At 42.8% G+C, this 17,820-nt stretch carries 15 protein-coding genes; 4 read left to right on the top strand and 11 right to left on the bottom strand.

The features are described 5' to 3' along the window. Positions 1-17: 17 nt before the first annotated feature. The 3 genes from RS891_RS15515 to RS891_RS15505 form a co-directional block, all read right to left on the bottom strand. Positions 18-1,019: a LacI family DNA-binding transcriptional regulator gene (locus tag RS891_RS15515; protein WP_315796019.1), complete on the bottom strand. Its 1,002-nt coding sequence runs from the start codon at positions 1,017-1,019 to the stop codon at positions 18-20. Positions 1,020-1,148: 129 nt separating this feature from the next. Next, positions 1,149-2,135, bottom strand: coding sequence for a Gfo/Idh/MocA family protein (locus RS891_RS15510; RefSeq protein WP_315796017.1), 987 nt, complete (start codon positions 2,133-2,135; stop codon positions 1,149-1,151). Between the two features lies 1 nt (position 2,136). Beyond that, complete coding sequence (locus RS891_RS15505) at positions 2,137-3,156, bottom strand: Gfo/Idh/MocA family oxidoreductase (RefSeq protein ID WP_315796016.1); 1,020 nt, start codon at positions 3,154-3,156, stop codon at positions 2,137-2,139. Positions 3,157-3,335: 179 nt separating this feature from the next. Between RS891_RS15505 and RS891_RS15500 the strand changes: the two genes are divergently transcribed. From RS891_RS15500 to RS891_RS15490, 3 genes are all read left to right on the top strand, one after another. Continuing rightward, positions 3,336-4,187, top strand: a complete 852-nt coding sequence (locus RS891_RS15500) for a MurR/RpiR family transcriptional regulator (RefSeq protein ID WP_315796015.1) — start codon at positions 3,336-3,338, stop codon at positions 4,185-4,187. Positions 4,188-4,318: 131 nt separating this feature from the next. Further along, positions 4,319-4,951: a TetR/AcrR family transcriptional regulator gene (locus RS891_RS15495; RefSeq protein WP_113054734.1), complete on the top strand. Its 633-nt coding sequence runs from the start codon at positions 4,319-4,321 to the stop codon at positions 4,949-4,951. 17 nt (positions 4,952-4,968) lie between these two features. Next, positions 4,969-6,249, top strand: a complete 1,281-nt coding sequence (locus tag RS891_RS15490) for an MFS transporter (RefSeq protein ID WP_315796012.1) — start codon at positions 4,969-4,971, stop codon at positions 6,247-6,249. Positions 6,250-6,316: 67 nt separating this feature from the next. Here RS891_RS15490 and RS891_RS15485 read toward each other — a convergent pair whose 3' ends face one another. Genes RS891_RS15485 through RS891_RS15470 form a run of 4 tightly spaced genes read right to left on the bottom strand, consistent with a single transcriptional unit; the run spans position 6,317 to position 9,716 of the window. Continuing rightward, positions 6,317-7,531, bottom strand: coding sequence for a sugar efflux transporter (locus RS891_RS15485; RefSeq protein WP_113054736.1), 1,215 nt, complete (start codon positions 7,529-7,531; stop codon positions 6,317-6,319). Between the two features lie 38 nt (positions 7,532-7,569). Then, complete coding sequence (locus tag RS891_RS15480; protein ID WP_315796010.1) at positions 7,570-8,310, bottom strand: SDR family oxidoreductase; 741 nt, start codon at positions 8,308-8,310, stop codon at positions 7,570-7,572. 24 nt (positions 8,311-8,334) lie between these two features. After that, positions 8,335-8,664, bottom strand: coding sequence for a carboxymuconolactone decarboxylase family protein (locus tag RS891_RS15475; protein WP_113054738.1), 330 nt, complete (start codon positions 8,662-8,664; stop codon positions 8,335-8,337). Between the two features lie 50 nt (positions 8,665-8,714). Then, positions 8,715-9,716: an aldo/keto reductase gene (locus RS891_RS15470; protein ID WP_315796008.1), complete on the bottom strand. Its 1,002-nt coding sequence runs from the start codon at positions 9,714-9,716 to the stop codon at positions 8,715-8,717. Positions 9,717-9,904: 188 nt separating this feature from the next. On the opposite strand from RS891_RS15470, the gene RS891_RS15465 reads away from it, so the two are divergent. Beyond that, positions 9,905-10,813: an AraC family transcriptional regulator gene (locus tag RS891_RS15465; RefSeq protein WP_315796006.1), complete on the top strand. Its 909-nt coding sequence runs from the start codon at positions 9,905-9,907 to the stop codon at positions 10,811-10,813. 56 nt (positions 10,814-10,869) lie between these two features. Here RS891_RS15465 and RS891_RS15460 read toward each other — a convergent pair whose 3' ends face one another. The 4 genes from RS891_RS15460 to RS891_RS15445 form a co-directional block, all read right to left on the bottom strand. Continuing rightward, positions 10,870-11,598, bottom strand: a complete 729-nt coding sequence (locus tag RS891_RS15460; protein ID WP_113054740.1) for an amino acid ABC transporter ATP-binding protein — start codon at positions 11,596-11,598, stop codon at positions 10,870-10,872. Continuing rightward, on the bottom strand, positions 11,591-13,036 hold the full coding sequence (locus RS891_RS15455) for an amino acid ABC transporter substrate-binding protein/permease (protein WP_315796004.1): 1,446 nt from the start codon (positions 13,034-13,036) through the stop codon (positions 11,591-11,593). Before RS891_RS15455 ends, RS891_RS15460 begins: the two co-directional genes overlap by 8 nt. A 344-nt stretch (positions 13,037-13,380) precedes the next feature. Continuing rightward, positions 13,381-15,522, bottom strand: a complete 2,142-nt coding sequence (locus tag RS891_RS15450) for a M1 family metallopeptidase (protein ID WP_315796002.1) — start codon at positions 15,520-15,522, stop codon at positions 13,381-13,383. Between the two features lie 280 nt (positions 15,523-15,802). Beyond that, a complete protein-coding gene (locus RS891_RS15445) occupies positions 15,803-17,746 on the bottom strand; it encodes a glycoside hydrolase family 127 protein (RefSeq protein WP_315796000.1) in 1,944 nt (647 codons plus the stop codon). Positions 17,747-17,820 lie beyond the last annotated feature (74 nt).

The following is a 17,820-nucleotide window of genomic DNA, read 5'->3' as shown; positions in this document are numbered from 1 at the left end:
GCCTCTACGTGTCATCCTTAACGTTTAGAAAGGGATAACTCTGAAACGGATTCACGTTCGACACACTGTATATTGATCTTATAAGTAGATTCTACAGCTTCTCCTTTTAACATTTGAATGAGCACATGTCCAGCAAAAGAACCTGCGTCTGTTTTGGGTTGTCGAAAAGTCGTAAGAGGTGGGTTTAAGTATTCGGATACATGTATATTATCAAATCCAATAATGGATAGATCTTCGGGTATGGAGACCTTGTGTTCTTTAAAAGCCTCTAAGCCACCGATGGCCATTTCATCATTCGCAAAAAAGACTGCCGTTGGAAGCTCTCCCTCCATTAGCAATTTGGCTGCGTTGTAGCCGCCTGTTTTCAGAAATTGACCGCCAAGTCTCCAATTCTCATTCTCTTCCACCCCAGCTTCATGCATGGCCCTCAGATAACCCTGATATCGCATCTGATTACAATCCGAACCTAAAGGTCCACTAATATAGGCTATTGCGCGGTGCCCTTTATCCAGAAGGAAACGGGTTGCCATATAACCACCCTGCTCATCATCCATCAGAACATTTACAATATGCTTATTATGGAGTTCCCGATCCATCACAACAATAGGAAATCCCGTTTCAGCAGCGTGCAACAACAACTCATCTTCAATATTTTCAGCGATTACAATCACGCCGTCCAGCCTTCTCTCTCTGATAAAGCGTGCTGCTGTTGATCGCTCTCCGCCTAAAGAACTGCATACGATCAGGTCGTATCCCTGACTTATGGCACTGGATTCAATTCCACTCACCAAGTCGGAAAAATAGGGAACGGACATGTCATGAACAATAACACCGATCGTTTGTGTGTTTTTTCGCTTTAATTCGGATGCGGCTCCATGCTTGATGTAATTGAGCTCACTTGCTGCTGCAAGCACTTTCTGTCTTGTGTGCTCACTTACATGTTTTTTGCCGTTAAGTACATAGGATACGGTTGAACTCGCAACACCCGCTAACTTTGCTACATCTTTAATCGTTATCATTAAATACTCCCCAAGAAGACTGTTTTTGGTCACTGGCATTAAGGATTTTTATATCATTCATCGCATTTTAACACAGTCATCTTGGGAAATGCACAAAAAGATACAAACATACTGGAATTTCAGAATATATTATCGATCAGGTCCAAATACAAGATTTGCGGATTGTTTGGCTTGTTCAATAACCTCCATCACCTTCTCGCTATGCTCAAGCATAGCTGTAACTTTCTCCAAATCTTGTTCGCAGATCATACGCTCGAATTCAACAAACTCGTCATACATGCGATGACGATGATCCTTGTTATCTATCCGAATCGGCGTTTCTTTATGAAGCGCAAGATCGAATGATTCACATTGATTCGCGGAGCTTGTCATATGAATATACCCTTTATTCCCCTGGATGTTCGTTGCATTGGGAGCGGTGCTGTCTTTGGAACCTATGCAAACACATTTGAACTCACCGTAGTCCAAAAGCAACATGCCTGAAGTGTCAATCCCGCGTTCCATGTTGGCCCAGTACTCCACCTTCTTCGGGCTCCCGAAAAGCCCTACAACTAGGTGAATATTATACAAATTAATATCCATCAAGGCTCCACCAGACATTTCCGGATTAAATGCCGGCAGGACTTCTCCAGCCTGAAAAGCCGCATAGCGGGATGAATATTGGGAATAGTTACACTCCACGATTTTGATGTCACCCAGTTTGGGCAGATTCTCCTTCATGGACAAATAGTTCTTCAAATATTGGTTTGTGATGGCTTCGACCAACACCAGCTGTTTTTGCTGTGCAATCTCTTTAAGTTCAACAAATTCTTGCAGGTTGGAAGTAAACGGTTTCTCACAGATAACATGTTTGCCGCCCATTAACGCTTCTTTGGCATATGCATAATGAAGATGATTTGGAAGTCCGATATAGATTGTATCCACTTCATCATTTGCAATCATATCGCTGTACTCCGAATATATTTGTGCGATACCATACTGCTCTTGCAGAGACAATAACTTATCCTGATGACCAGGTCTGGAACAGATGGCCTCCAACGTAATCGCAGAAATTTCATGAATAAAGCTTAATAGATCCCTTACAATCATTCCGGCTCCGACAATTCCCAGTCTCATTTTAGTTACACTCCTCCATACCTTTTTCCAATATTCCCATAACTGCGATCGTTTCTTTGTCTTGAATCACTTTTTCTTTGCCATGGTTGATGGCTTCATAGATATCGTCGTAGACTCTTGCATAATCTCCTTGTTCAGAAATCACTTTTTCTTCATGGTACATTCCTGCGTCATCCAGATACGTTAGTACTCCATAATGCTGAGGCAAATCCTTGCCAAAATCGGCATGTCCTTTGGGAAGGTAAAATAACTTTAGATGTTCCTCTTGACGATCCTCTGTTTGTTTTACGAATACCCCCTTTTTGCCGTATACTACAAAACTCGGGCGGGGCTTCAAACGGAAAAAGCTGGATTTGACTGATACTTTGAGTGAAGCGTAATAAAAGTCCAGATCGAAATAATCATTCATTCTGCCAGGACCCAGCAATTGACGAACATCGTAATGTATCTTGTCCGGTTGCCCGAAATAGGATAATACCTGATCAATGGTGTGAACACCGTGCCCGTATAAATAACTTTTGTATTTGGAAAAATGGGTGGTAGCATTCGGGATCTCCGGTCGATAATAATCGTAATGCATCTCCACTTCCAGCAAATCGCCAAGCTTTCCTGATTCAATCACTTTCTTGGTTGTCAGAAAATCCGAATCATATCGTCGGTTCTGATAACATTGAATCAAGAGATTTTTTTCTTTGGCGTACTGGAAAATGGATTCGGCTTCTTTTTTGCTCAGCATAAAAGGTTTTTCAACAAGTACATGTTTTCCGTGATCTAGCGCCATTTTTGCATACTCATAATGGGATTCGGTATGTGTACAGACCACGACCAACTGAATGTCATCGTCATTCATTAAAGCTGCGAGATCATCTGTGTAGAGAACGCCAGGAGCTTTCTCCCATTCTGTTTTTTCAGGATGCCGAGCATATATCGTTTTTACTTTCAAATGATCTCGATTCAATGAAAAAGGAAGATGATAACGATTTGTACTTTTGCCATTGCCAATGTAACCGATAGTTAACATATGAATTCCCCCTTAGGCTCTTTTTCATTTATTATAGAAGAAGAAAATCCTCCGGAGGAGCTTTGGAGAAATTACGGTACATTTGACCAATATTATGTATTCTAATGCCCTCTTTTTAAACAAAATGTTTACTGGATGCTCTACATCAACGTTATTTCAATGAATCCGGGGTGAACCTGTTGAAAATATTGACCCAATTAACAGACATGAACAACTTTACACCAAATGAAAAAAGCATCGCTTCTTATATTCTGACTCATAAGGAGTTAATGCTTCACTTGAATATTCAGGAGCTTGCCAAAGCCACATACACGTCACATTCTGCTATCAACCGCTTGACTCATAAGCTTGGACTTTCAGGGTTTAAGGAGTTCAGTATAAAGCTTGCTCGAGAGTTTCAGCAGAATGCTCAGAACATCTCCAATGTTGATCCCAATTATCCCTTCGCAATTGGTGAATCTTCACTCCAGGTGGCAAAAGATATAGCTGAACTAATGAAAGAAACGATTGAGAAAAACTTTGCTTTTATGGATGAAGCCTCTCTAACAGAAGCAGCCCATTTGCTGGATCAGGCGAAACGAATCTTCATCTATGCGTTGGGGGATTCCCAAATCCGCGCGAAGAGCTTTCAGAATAAGTTGATTAAAATCAATAAATACGTCGTGATTACAACAGAGCTATCTGAATGGGCCTACCACACCATAAATCTTACCCCACAGGATTGCGCCATTTTTTTGACCTATCATGAAAAATCGCCCATTTTCCTAAAGGCAGCCCAACATTTCTCGCATGAAAAAATACCATTTATCACGATTACCGCAAATCATCAAAGTGAGTTGGCCAAATTCAGTAGGATCTGTATCCAAGTTCCGAATGATGAAACAAAACACGCAAAGATCGGTACTTTTTCATCGCAAATTGCTTTTGATTACGTATTAAACGTGATATATTCCTGTATATTTCAAATTGACTACGCCAAAAACATGCAAATGACTACATATTCTTTAAAGAATTTCAATTTGGATGAATGATATTAACATGATCAGCGCACTTGAAGAATTTTTCTTGCGTTGATTATTTTTTTGTTGCAAAATGAACCTCGTGTCATTATTATTAAAATGACACGAGGTTCATTTTGTCAAAACGGAAAGGAAGTGGTGAAATGTCACCCAGATTAACAGATAGTCAAAAAGAACGGAGAAATCTGCAAATCCTTGAAGCAGCCAAACGGGTGTTTACCGAAAAGGGTTATGGCGCTGCAACGTTAAAGGATATCATTCAGGAAACCGGAATGAGCCGTGGCTGGATTTACTTGTATTATCAGACCAAAGAGGATATTTTCGAGGCATTACTGGATTATCAAGACGCAGATTATGAACAGTATATCAATCAGCTAATGGAGTCCTCTTCCTCCATATGGGAAACGGTGACTACACTTTATTCCCAGCAGTGGCAGGAGCTTTATCGCTCTCCCCACGGAGGATTGATGCCTGCGTTCTATGAGTACTTTCTGGTCGGATGGCGGGATATGCCACGCCGCGAGCTGCTTCTTGAACGATATGAAAAAGGAATCGCACAATTTGCGGAGCTGCTTCGGATCGGTGTGGAACGTGAAGAATTCTCACCTGCCATGGATGTTATGGATATCTCGAGACTTGCTGCTTCCTTTCAGGAGGGCATTATGACCCACTACATCACAATTGGTCCCCAAAAAGCGAACACTCGAATGCAATATGATGCCCTGATGCTTTATTTGAAAAATCTGCTCCATCCAGTATCGATGAAAGAGATGTAGTGTTAGGGGGAGAAAGAATGAAGACGCTTTTTCGTAATCCGACATTTTGCAAGCTGTTCATTGCAGCTTTTGCGTCGCAGCTAGGCACCGTAATTGGAAATATGGCATTCGCCTTTTATCTGGTAGACCGGTACAGTGAGCGTCCGTCGCTCGCTACGTTGGCGGAGCTAATGTACTCGCTGCCCCCCTTGGCTGTATTCTGGATCGTTGGTGTCATTGCTGACCGATTCGACCGCAAGCATATCGCTGCCTACAGCGACTGGATCAGGGCAGGGCTTACTCTGCTACTGCTGTTATTTGTTCATTATGACATGCTGTTCTTCTGCTTTTTGATGCTCTTTTTACGCAGTTCGATATCCAAATTTTTTGGTCCCGCAGAAATGGGATTGCTGCAAGGCAGCATTGATCAGGAACAATATGTTCAGGCCTCCGGCCTCAATCAGATGATCATGGGGATGTTTATGCTCTTTGGCATGAGCTTGGGCGCAGCGGCCTATCATTATATCGGCATTAAAGGCGCCTTTATCATCGACGGTGTTAGTTTCCTGATCTCTGGTCTTCTTTTAGCTTGGGGAGATTTTCCCGAACGTGCCCGAACTCCCAATGGAAGAACCGCTATTCGGGAACTGCGGCTATCACTTCTATTTAAGGATTTCTGGCATGGTCTTCGGTATATTGCCGGGAATCGATTGCTTCTCGTACTGATTAGTGGATTTCTGTTTTTCGGTATTGTAAACGGTGTCTTCTCTGTACTCCCTATCTTCGCCATGAAATACAAGTTAAGTCCCGACAATTACGTTGTTCATTCTTCGCTCATTACTGTCTTTCTGGGGATCGGATTTCTGATTGGCAGCATTATCGCTCCTCACTTCATCAAGCGCTTCACAAGAACTCCGATTCTGATATCGGGACTTTTCATTTCCAGCCTGCTTATCGGAGGACTTGGAACAACCATGCGGATTGAAATCTATCTTTTTCTCATCCTGTTGGCGGGAATCGCCATAGCTCCTATTAACATTGCGCTGGGTAGTTGGATGCCGGAACTTGTTCCCCCTCAGAATATGGGCCGAGTTAATTCATTGATCGAACCGATTATGATGCTAGGGCACTCACTGGCTTTGGGAGGTATTGCTCTCGCCTTTCCAGTCTGGTTGTCGGTCACCTGGCTGCATTACATGCTGGCATTCTGCACGCTAGCCGTCAGCTTTTTCTATCTGAAATTTCTGCCCTCTCTGGTTCGCAACCGATTGGTTTATGCAACGGCCGAAAAGACCATCACAGATGGAAAAGAAGCCTAAACAAGATTCACCTGGGTGAATACCTGCCAGCCTCTTTCTTTTTAAACTGGAAATGGAGGATTACGAACTATAGTGAATGTCCTACTGATGGTTTGATTTTTGAATGAGCCCTTGTCGCCCATAGGATCAACAGAGACAAAATCATGATAGCGATACACATCCAGTACACATGACGAAATCCGATGAACTGGGCAAGAATACCCCCACCCATGTTTCCTACAAGTCTGCCAATAATGGAGCCATTGTAATAAAGGGTCGTGGACTGTCCCGGTGAATGAGGCAATAAATCCGTGAAATAGCTTAGCCCATTCCCCATCACAATGGCTACATATATTGCCTGCAGGAGCTGCGCCGCGATAAGCTGCCAAGAATGGGTGGATAGACTTAAGATGGCGTAATAAAAAAGCCCCACAAAACAACCGATGATCAACAAGGCGTGGTTTGATATCTTCTTGCCCAAGGAACCTAATACAAGCATAATAGGGATTTCCAAACAAGCAGAGATACTAACGACCAATCCAACTTCCATCGGTGTACCCTGAAGCTCATGAACAATAAACAACGGTGTGTTGATGGTATTCATCGCATTTACAGCAAACAGGAAGATAAAAGCGATAAACGGCAGCATGATTTTTTTGTTTTTCAACGATGAAGTATGTGCACTTTTTACCTTATTCTTATTCTGCTGGACCAATTTTCGTCTTTGTAAGAAAAAGAACACAAGAAACGCAATGGTAATATAGATAAAAGATGTGCCTAGAAAGAGAGCTTTATATCCAAGTACACCCAAAATGACTGTACCGACAAGAGGTCCTATCAGGAAGCCTAAAGACACAAGTGAACGTAAAATAGACATCGCAAATGTTTTATCATTGTTTTGACTTGCTACTGCTGATTCCTGTGCATAGGCGTAGATTTGCGGCATCGCCGGTGCGCCTAATCCACTAAAAAAAGTAATGACAATCAATAAAATAATGAAATGATCAAACACCAAATAGGAAGCGTATCCCAACGCAGATGATAACATAGCCAAAATAATTAACCATTTTCGATCCAAACCGCTATCAGACCGTTTGGCAATAAGCGAGTTGACCAATACTCCACCTAATGAACTTATCGCCATGAAAACGCCAAATTTCCCCATACTCATTCCCAAAACTTCGGTGGCATATAAGGATAAGTATGGCTGCGTAATTGAAATACCTATTCCGACCAATAGTATGCAAATGATGAATAAACGATATCCTTTTATCTCAAACAGATTTTTAATCCGTGTATTCAAATGCTCACCTCCAAGCAGCAGAACGCATATCCCCTAGATTACCGCTCCTGACTTGTAGGGCGAATGATCATTTCGTTAATTGCCACGTCAGAGGGTTGTTCAATGGCAAATGCAATGGAACGAGCAATGCTGTCTGCATCGATGGCCCCTTCATACATCTTTTCAACGACCGGTTTGAAATTCCCATCAGTAATGGATTCGGTTAATTCGGTTGTAACCATTCCTGGGGATATAATGGTTGTTCGGATATTGTTGGCATACTCCTCTTTACGCAAACCCTCAGAAATTGCTCGCACGGCAAACTTGGTAGCTGCATATACAGCGCTTCCGGCACCAACTGAATGCCCGGCTACAGAGGAAATGTTAATAATATGACCTTCTTTTCTTGCTCTCATTGAAGGAAGAACAGCACCTATCCCATAAAGCACACCTTTTATGTTGACATCGATTATGTTATTCCAGTCTCCAATTTTCTTCGTATGGAGGAATGAGTTTGGCATAAGTCCCGCGTTATTGACCAATACGTCCACTTTTCCGAACGTACCCAGGGCGAGCTCGGCAAGTTCCTCCATTTGTTCATGCGAAGTTACATCCGTAACTTTATAAATCGCTTCCCCACCGTTGTTTTGAATCTCAAGTTGTAATGTCTTTAATCGTTCTTCACGGCGAGCTGCCAGTACTAATTTTGTTCCCCTGGACGCGAGTTCCTTGGCTGTAGCTTCTCCAATCCCACTGGAAGCACCGGTAATAATGACAACTTTCCCTTGAATATTGGACATTTGGAATTAACCCCTTTTCCTTTTCTATTTTTCTTTTGAAAATACTTCTTTTGCAACCGTAATAGCGGACATGGCCTTAGGCCAACCAGCATAAAAAGCAAGATGTGTCATGACTTCGATTAATTCCTCTTCAGTCAAACCATTCTGTTTCGCCAGATCCAGATGGGATCTCAATTGTTGTGTATTTCCTCCAGTAATCAGGCTGGATACAGTAATCAAACTGCGTTCACGGCGGGAAAGTTCCTTCCGATTCCATACATCTCCAAACAGCACATCATCGGTTAATGACACAAGCTTTGGTGCAAAATCCCCAATTTTCTTCTGAGCGACAGTTTGTTCTTTAGCATCCGACATTGTACAATCCCTTCCTTCGCTTGAAATTTATTTATTTGGTTGGTTGCATATTAACTGAGCTCTTTTCGACGAGGCAATGAAAACCATAACTCATCGAGCCATTCCAGCTCTTGTTGAGTCAATTCACTTACATCCGCTGCACTCAGACTTGCCTCCAACTGCTCTGGACGACTCGCTCCGATGATAGCTGAAGTAATGCCAGGTTGTTGGATAACCCAACGTACAGCTGTTGTGGTAGGGTTCAAATTATGCTCATGGCACCAGGAAACATATCTTTGAACTGCATCAAAATTAGCCTTTTGCCAGTATCGCTCTTGATACAAGTTTCCTGCATTGTTTCCGAGACCAAAGCGGGTGCCTTCTTCAATGTTTGCAGAATTACTGTATCGTCCCGTTAACAAACCAGCCGCCAGTGGGTTATAGCTGATCACTCCAACACCTTCATCGAGAGCCATTGGAATCAAATCTTCCTCTATCATCCGAAACAACAAGTTGTAGCGTGGCTGGACGCTTGCAATTCGTGTGTAATTTTTTCTCTCTGCAATTCCATTTGCTTTCGCCACTTGCCAGGAACGCCAATTGGATACCCCCACGTAACGAACTTTACCTTGTTCCACAAGCTGATCAAATGCACGCAGCGTTTCATCCAAGGGTGTACTTGGGTCGAATTGATGAGCTTGATAAAGATCAATATAATCCGTTTTTAGGCGGCGAAGACTTTCGTCAAAGGCTGTAATGATGTGCTTTCTGCTTAAACCCTTGTCATTAGGACCAGGTCCCATTGCTCCAAAACACTTTGTAGCCAGAATAACCTTGTCCCGTTTACCCTTCATCCATTCCCCAATGATCGATTCGGTAGCTCCTGCGATTGCATACGATGCCCTGCCAATGGGATATACATCGGCTGTGTCGATGAAGTTCACACCTGCATCAAAAGCCTGGTCAAGAATATGGAATGAAGTATTTTGATCTGCCTGATTACCAAAAGTCATTGTACCCAGGCATAGATTCGTTACCTTTAATCCCGTAGTTCCAAGTGAACGATTTTCCATTCTGATTCTCCTCTCTAAAGAAAGTAAGACTGTTGTGGTGTCTCTGTCATCCAATTATGCACCAGATGAATGAATGACCGATAACCAAATCATCGCAAAAGCTTGCCTAATCTTCTCAAGACTATTTTTATATGAGATCTTCATGGTTTATAATTGGGCTATTCCGTTGAAGGAGTAAGGAGGATCTTATGTCTAAGCCCATTTATAAGCAACAGGAAGAGCTTGCCCATGTTATTAAGCATTATTCACAATATGAAGGTTTAAATGAGACTGCAATTCCTTCATTATTTTTTATTCGTCGCTCAACAGTTACCGGTCCAAAGCATGGTGTTTACAAACCTTCCTTGTGCATTATTGTTCAAGGTGCCAAAGATGTATGGCTGGCACAGGAGCGATTCAGATACAGTCCAGCCGATTATCTTGTAGCCTCCTTGGATCTTCCGGTTACCTCGGAAGTGGTTGAGGCTTCCTCGGATGCCCCCTATCTGGCTCTCAATCTTGTATTTACGCCGGAGCAAGTGCTGGACGTGTTACGCGATTCCGAAATTCAAGGCAGGCAGAAGAAAAATGCCAAGCGAGGCATATATGTCAGCCCGACGGAGTTAACGATGCTGGATGCCGTAATTCGATTAGTCCGATTACTGGATAAACCAAAGGACATCTCGATACTAGCCCCCCTTTATATCAAGGAAATTCTCTACAGAGTTCTTGAAGGTGAGCATGGGGGCATGTTGGAGCAGATCGCACTTGAAGGAAGTGCTACTTATCGAATCAGAGATGTGATTGAACGGATTGTGAGTAGTTATAATCAAACATTTCGGATTGAGGAGCTTGCGGAGATTGGAAAAATGAGCGTGGCTTCACTTCATCGACACTTCAAAGAGGTTACCGCCATGAGTCCAATTCAGTTCCAAAAACAATTAAGACTGCAGGAAGCCAGGCGCCTCTTATTGTCTGAATCAACGGATGCTGCGGATGTCGCTTTCCAGGTCGGCTATGAGAGCCCTTCACAATTCAGTCGTGAATATTCTCGCATGTTTGGTTTTCCGCCAAGGGAAGATGTCAAACGTCTACGGGCAATGACCCATCAAAATTAAATACAAACCAACCCCCCCTCAAGAACGGATCTTGAAGGGGGGGTTGGTTTGGCTTTTTAAAGTACTTTCTCCAGAAAGCTGATCGTCCGTTCATTTTTTGGATTCCCGAATATTTCAACAGGGGTGCCCTGCTCTACAACATATCCACCATCCATGAAGATAACCCGATCCGCAACTTCACGGGCAAACCCCATTTCATGGGTCACGATAATCATCGTCATACCTTCGCTCGCAAGATCCTTCATTACACCAAGGACTTCTCCTACCATCTCGGGGTCGAGCGCTGAAGTTGGTTCATCAAATAACATCACGTCCGGATTCATGGCAAGCGCACGTGCGATCGCTACGCGTTGTTTTTGTCCGCCCGAAAGTTGGTTGGGATAGCTGTCAGCTTTATCCGACAAGCCAACCCGATCCAGTAAACGAAGTGCCGTATCGCGGGCTTCCTGTTCTTTTAATATGCCAAGTTCTCTGGGTGCAAACATGATATTTTTGAGCACGCTGAAATGAGGAAACAGGTTAAAGTGCTGAAATACCATACCTATGTTCTCGCGAGCCTTGTTAATGTTCGTTTTGGAATCATTTAGATCCCGATCATCTACGATAACCCGTCCAGCTGTGATCTCATCTAACTGGTTAATACAACGCAAAAACGTACTTTTACCTGAACCTGAAGGTCCAATAACACAGACAACTTCACCTTCGTTGACCGATATATCGATGCCCTTCAGCACATGATTCGTACCAAAACTTTTCTTTAATCCTTCAACTTTAATTTTACCCACGACGAACCCTCACCTCCAGATAGTCAGCAATTTTAGTCAATGTGATGATTACAATCAGGTACATAATCGCAACGGTCAACCAAATGTCGAAAGAGGCGAAAGTCCTTGCGATAACAATCTTACCGGATTGCGTCAACTCCACCAGGCCAATGACAGACAAAATCGAAGTATCTTTCAATGTAATAACCATCTGATTAATAAATGAAGGAATCATAACCCGTATGGCCTGAGGGATTACAATTTTTATCATCGCTTTGCGATAAGGAAGTCCCAATGAACGGGCAGCCTCCATCTGTCCACGATCAATCGATTGAATTCCACCGCGAATAATTTCCGTTACGTACGCTCCTGCATTCAAACTAAGCGTTAGAATGGCTGCCAGGAACAGTGGCATGGTGAAGCCCATCGCCTGAGGAATCCCGAAATATATAAAGAATGCCAGGACGATCAACGGTATTCCGCGGAAAATATCCACGAATACAGTAGCAATCCCGCGAAGGACCTTATTCTGTCCCACTTTCATAAAGCCAAAAATCAAGCCGATGATAAAGGCGAAAAACAGCGAAATAATCGTATACAAGAGAGTATTTCCCAGACCTTTGAATAGTGCGGGCAGAGATTTTTGAACTAATTCCCAACGACCTTGGTTTGCGACAACGGCATTTTCACCGACATATTCCTCGGTAATGCGCTTAAATTCACCGTTAGCCTTGATATTCACTAATCCTTCATTAAACATCTTTAGGAGTTCTTGATTCTGCCCCTTGCTTACCGCAAATCCGTAAGAAGCTCCGTCCTCTTTCTTGGTCACGATTTTCAAGCCGTTATTTTGTTTTACTCCAAATCTTAGAACAGGCTCATCTTCAAAACATGCAACCGAGTTTCCAGTTTTCACATCATCATACATTTGCGAAGAATCGTCGAATGGTACAATGGTAAAACCATATTTTGAAGCGATGGATTCAGCAAAGCTGTATCCTTCTGTTCCCGTTTTCACGGCGACCTTTTTACCGCGAAGATCTTCGTAGCTTTTTACAGTATCATTATTGGCACTAATCCCCATAACAACACCTGATTCATAGTAAGGATCTGAGAAATCAAACTTTTGTTTTCGTTCATCCGTGATACTCATCCCGGCGATGACGCCATCCACCTGATTGGACTCAAGAGCTTGCACAGCAGCATTAAATCCCAGCGCTTTGATTTGATAATTAAAGTTCTGATCTTTGGCGATCGCATCCAGCAAATCCATATCGATGCCTACATAATCCCCATTTTCATCTTGATACTCAAACGGTGCAAATGTGATGTCCGTGCCGATCACATAGGTTTTACCTGAATTGGAGTTTGCATTGGCATCCCCCGACCATCCGGATAACCCCGCCACTAGGAGCAGAATTAGTGATAGTACATAAAATGAGACCTTGGTTGTTTTCATATGTCCTCCTCATCTCGGTGTTCTCCGAATTCTGATCATTTACTTGTCATTGATGTTACTGTCGTACATTTTTAGGTGTCTTGCACATTATATTGTTATTATTTGCAGTATATTAACAATCAATGCTTTCCCTAACATTCTTCATGTTCCTCCGTAACGTTTTATTTGACATCCATTTAAAGATCCACGTTATATTTACCCTTCAGAACAGCTTTTAAAAACCTAAATTGAACTTAAATAAAAAAAGTCGCCATATAGGCGACTCCATAACAGGTAATATTATATTTTTAAATGATAATTCCCAAAGGGAATTTAATCTTTCTTTATATAATGAACATTTCCGGTTATTCTTCAGCGAAAAATTTTGAAAGTGGATTTTCAACTTTTTTATCCAGTGTCACCTTGCCCGTCTTGTCCAACACATAATACTGATAATAAGCGCTGCTGAATCCAATGGATTCCTGCATTTTCATCACGAATGATTCAAGACTCCCACCGCTTAGATGATCTTCATTCCAGAAATAATGCAGCATCAAACGATTTTGATTATAAGGATGCTTGATCACATATGCTCCAGCAGCAGAAGGTTGGTTCATAGTCGTTTTCCAGTGAAACCCGATATGGCTAGCACGGTCCATAATGCTGGATTTCAATGCTTTTACAAAACCATTTGATTTGGAAGTACCAAGTACAATCAGATTGCTGGTAGCCAGTTCTTTTTTCATTTTTTGCTTCAACTCCTTGCGGTCCCGGATCACATCATACTTCACTCCGCTCAAATCCAGTAGAGTTGTCAGTTGGTTTACCATGGCTTCCTGTTGGTTGTTCGCTGCCTTGCTCACCTGATCACTAAGCACAATGGCTAATGGCTCACCTTGAAGGGCTTTTTCCATCACACGGCTCATCGTTTCAAAAGGTAAATTCGGAACCTGAGTTAATGCTGATTCATACAGCGATTGAAACTGATAATGCAGATATGCCGTTTTCTCCTCATTCGACAGTTGATACTCAGACTTTAGAGCAAAATTAGGCTCATATAAAGCCGTCTTCATATCATTACGTACCTCTTTTCCCAGTACATCTTCTATCGTTTGCAGAAGTCCGTCAATCGTAGCGTTTTGGTACACATAGCGTTTAAAGTACTCTTTCATAAAGGCATCGAATTTCTCTTCCCCGACGGAACGGTACAACTGGTATATCGCTTGGCGGCCTTTATCGTAATAAACCGGACTTGCCCAATCTCCCACCTCATCATTGGTTGAAGCAATGGCCTTATCCACAGTGGAATCGCCAAATTGGATGGACTTAAAACCATTCATCGTATCCCCCTGCTTCTCAGAGAAATACACTTTGGAGAAATCTGCAAAGCCTTCGTCCAGGAAAGACTCTGTCTCCGAATTATTCCCAATTAACGAATGAAACCACTGGTGCGCGATTTCATGGACAAATACCGTGTCTTGTTCTGGGTCGGAATTTATTCCGATTTGCCCCATTTGGATAATTCTTGAATACTCGATAGCTACACCTTCTACATATGATTCAACAACCCGGAATTCCGGATAAGGGTATTTACCGTATTTATCACTGAAAAAATCAATGGCTTTGAATGCTTGGTCAATATATCCATCAACGATTTTTTTCTTACCTGGCTGGTTGTCGAAATAATAATACTCTACGGTGAGGCCATTCCGGGTTACGCTGTCCACTTTGAAGTTCGGGCTGGCAAAGAAAGCAAACTCCCTCGTATTATCGGCTACAGTGGATACCACTTTGCGTCCAGTCTCTGCATCATCCTGTGTGGTTATCGTACCAGGCATCACTACCTGATATTGATCGGGAACATTGAACTGAACTTCATAATCCGCGGAAGTATAATAATCCGTTTCAAATGTCTTACTATAAGGTTTGCTATCCCATTCATGCTTGGCCTCGTCATAGACCGACATTACAGGGAACCAATGAGCGCCATTGATAATATCTTTGTAATACGATAAGCGCTGTGAGCCATAGGGAATCTTTAGATTAAAATGGACTTGAACCGACACGGATTCACCCGGCTGAAGGGGTTGCTCCAATTTCACCGACATAGCTTGGTTTTTATTACTGAAATCAAGGGCTTGTCCGCCGGACGTCACCTTCTCAATATTAATTCCTCCAAGAAAGTCTTCCGGTTTCTTATCAGGGTTATTTTTGCTAATCTCTTCATTGGAACGTTTAAACATGGTCGTCTGTGTCGATTCCGAAAGGTTGGCATCAGCATAAGTATGAAAAACCAGTTGCTTCAATGTATCTTTACTTGTATTGCGGTAAGTAATGGATTCACTCCCCTCTATCGTCATCTTCTTCTCATCCAGCCGGGCTTGAATTCGATATTGGATAGGCGCTTGAGCCTGAATATCTTTGGTGGCTTGTGAAATAGCAGATACAGGAGCTGCATTAGCGGCAGCACTACCCGTACTTATGATCGGGCATGCGGTCAGAATCATAGCGAGTGCGCTTATGGCTGTTATTCTGATTCGATTTGATGTGAATGAACGTGAATGATTGATAAAAATCTCTCCCTCGAATGATTTTTGAAGCTCAGAGGCAAGTATAGAAGATCAACCTTACACTGTTTTAATACGTATCTTAAATTTCGTTTAAAAAAAGTAGCTGTTTGCATTAAATGAGCCTGACCTTAAAAGCAAAAAGTCGCCATTTAGGCGACTTTTTACTTTGTGACTCTTTCCGATTTTCAATTAAAGCTGTCACATCCGAATTATATAATCAGGTACGAAGCCAAACATTCATCTCTCCCGCTTGTCGATTGCCCCATAAATAATAAGGGATTGCTGTGAGTTGTACCGGTTTTAATTTTTTGTGCAGCGGTTGGTATGGCTGATTCTCCACCCAAGCAGATTCATCGACAAGTAGTCCATCAACTTCTACAGTAATGCAGCCACCAAGCAGTTCAGGCGCATCATGTTCTCCCAACTTTGGCTCCTCGGCAAACGAGAGAGAAGACAGTGGAGATCCATTATCCACTTGCTCCAGACAATAAACGAGCGGTCCGCGTTGGATGGCAGCTTTGCCAGCATCCGATCGAATCAGAGGATGTGCTGCAATCAATTGGGTTTCCAGTGGCAATATCCACTGTACTGTATCACCATCGGACCAATTACGTTCCATTTTCGCATAACCATTTTCCTTACGATAATGTTGAGGTTCCCCGTTGATCTTTAATATTGGATCTTGGCTTTGATACCACTGAGGAATTCGGAGTGCAATCTCAAATGGTGCGGCTTTAGCATGGTTGGAACCAATAGAAATCGAAAATTCCACCTTCCCCTGCCACGGTAATTCAGATTGTTGGTGTACTGTCAATTGCAAACCGTCTCCTGTCACCCATTGAAGCTCACTGCCGATAAACAAGTGAACATACACCGTTTTTCCGTCATCGGTTACGTCGTAAATGTAATCATGAAGTGAACTTAATAAACGTGCCACATTAGGCGGACAGCATGAACAACCAAACCATTTCTGACGTACGGGCTTTACGTGATGTTTATCTGGATTTTTTTCACTCGCATCCGGGTATACCTCTAGTGGGTTTACATAGAAGAAATGTTGTCCGTCCTTGGACATGCTGCCAAGTACATTATTGTATAGTGCTCTTTCCATGACGTCAGCATAATCACTTTTGGCTTCCAATTGCAGCATCCGACGTGCCCAGAAAATCAGCCCAATGGAAGCGCAGGTCTCCGCATATACCGTATCGTTAGGCAAATCATAGTCGAACGTGAATGCTTCCCCCAAATGTGTTGCACCTATGCCCCCGGTAATATACATTTGCTTGCGCGTTGTATTGATCCAGAGCCGTTCGCAGGCTTCTCGCAAGCTTGAATCATTCGTGAGGCGTGCCAAATCGGCCATGGCGGTGTACATATACACCGCACGAACTGAATGACCTACGGCCACAGATTGTTCTCTCACAGGCAGATGAGACTGATAGACCTCAAGATTGGGAGTTCCTTGCGACCAAATATTCTTCCTTCCCCGGCGTTCCCATTCTTCCACAAAATAACTGGGTTGGTTGCCGCGTTCATTAATGAAATAACTGCTCAGATCCAAGTAACGCTGTTCTCCCGTAACGTTATACAGTTTAACCAGGGCTAACTCTATTTCCTGGTGCCCGCAATACGCCTGAATTTTACCTGGCTCGGTTCCAAACATGCTGTCAATGAGATCAGCGAATCGACATGCGATGTCAAGCAATCTGCGCTTCCCTGTCGCTTGATAATATGCAACTGCTGCTTCAATCATATGACCGGCACAATATAACTCATGAGCTTCATACAGATTGGTCCATTGTCTTCCAGGCTCTTTAATGGTGAAATAGGTATTTACATACCCATTTTCATGTTGAGCTTGACCAATCAGGTCAATCACTTCATCAGCGATGCTCTCAAGTTTGGAATCAGGATGGTTACCGAGCGAATAAGCAACCGCTTCCAACCATTTATAGAGATCGCTATCCTGAAACACCCATCCCCCGAATTCACCTTTCTCCAAACCAGCTGCAATTCGAAAATTACGGATGGCATAGCTCGGCTCCGCACCTTCGATTCGGTCATTTAACGCTTCCCATTGATAAGGAATGACAGTCTGACGGACTAATTCGGAGTATTCTTTCCAGAAGGTGTCTTGAATGGCTACTTTGGTTTTTGGCATTATGGAATTCCTCCTATAAAATTGACTCTTATGATTTTCAATTATAAGCTGTGATTACGTGGGAAAATAGAATT

Origin of the sequence: Paenibacillus sp. BIC5C1 (assembly GCF_032399705.1) — a bacterium.
In the GTDB taxonomy this organism is placed as follows: domain Bacteria; phylum Bacillota; class Bacilli; order Paenibacillales; family Paenibacillaceae; genus Paenibacillus; species Paenibacillus taichungensis_A.
Note: the sequence above shows the minus strand (reverse complement) of the source record. Positions and strands in the feature narration are given on the sequence as shown.

Bases quoted from the DNA above. Each gene is read 5' to 3' on its own strand.
- RS891_RS15470 (WP_315796008.1), bottom strand. From the start codon at position 9,716: ATGGAAAATCGTTCACTTGGAACTACGGGATTAAAGGTAACGAATCTA.
- RS891_RS15465 (WP_315796006.1), top strand. From the start codon at position 9,905: ATGTCTAAGCCCATTTATAAGCAACAGGAAGAGCTTGCCCATGTTATT.
- RS891_RS15455 (WP_315796004.1), bottom strand. From the start codon at position 13,036: ATGAAAACAACCAAGGTCTCATTTTATGTACTATCACTAATTCTGCTC.
- RS891_RS15515 (WP_315796019.1), bottom strand. From the start codon at position 1,019: ATGATAACGATTAAAGATGTAGCAAAGTTAGCGGGTGTTGCGAGTTCA.
- RS891_RS15445 (WP_315796000.1), bottom strand. From the start codon at position 17,746: ATGCCAAAAACCAAAGTAGCCATTCAAGACACCTTCTGGAAAGAATAC.
- RS891_RS15505 (WP_315796016.1), bottom strand. From the start codon at position 3,156: ATGTTAACTATCGGTTACATTGGCAATGGCAAAAGTACAAATCGTTAT.
- RS891_RS15450 (WP_315796002.1), bottom strand. From the start codon at position 15,522: ATGATTCTGACCGCATGCCCGATCATAAGTACGGGTAGTGCTGCCGCT.
- RS891_RS15495 (WP_113054734.1), top strand. From the start codon at position 4,319: ATGTCACCCAGATTAACAGATAGTCAAAAAGAACGGAGAAATCTGCAA.
- RS891_RS15475 (WP_113054738.1), bottom strand. From the start codon at position 8,664: ATGTCGGATGCTAAAGAACAAACTGTCGCTCAGAAGAAAATTGGGGAT.
- RS891_RS15490 (WP_315796012.1), top strand. From the start codon at position 4,969: ATGAAGACGCTTTTTCGTAATCCGACATTTTGCAAGCTGTTCATTGCA.
- RS891_RS15510 (WP_315796017.1), bottom strand. From the start codon at position 2,135: ATGAGACTGGGAATTGTCGGAGCCGGAATGATTGTAAGGGATCTATTA.
- RS891_RS15480 (WP_315796010.1), bottom strand. From the start codon at position 8,310: ATGTCCAATATTCAAGGGAAAGTTGTCATTATTACCGGTGCTTCCAGT.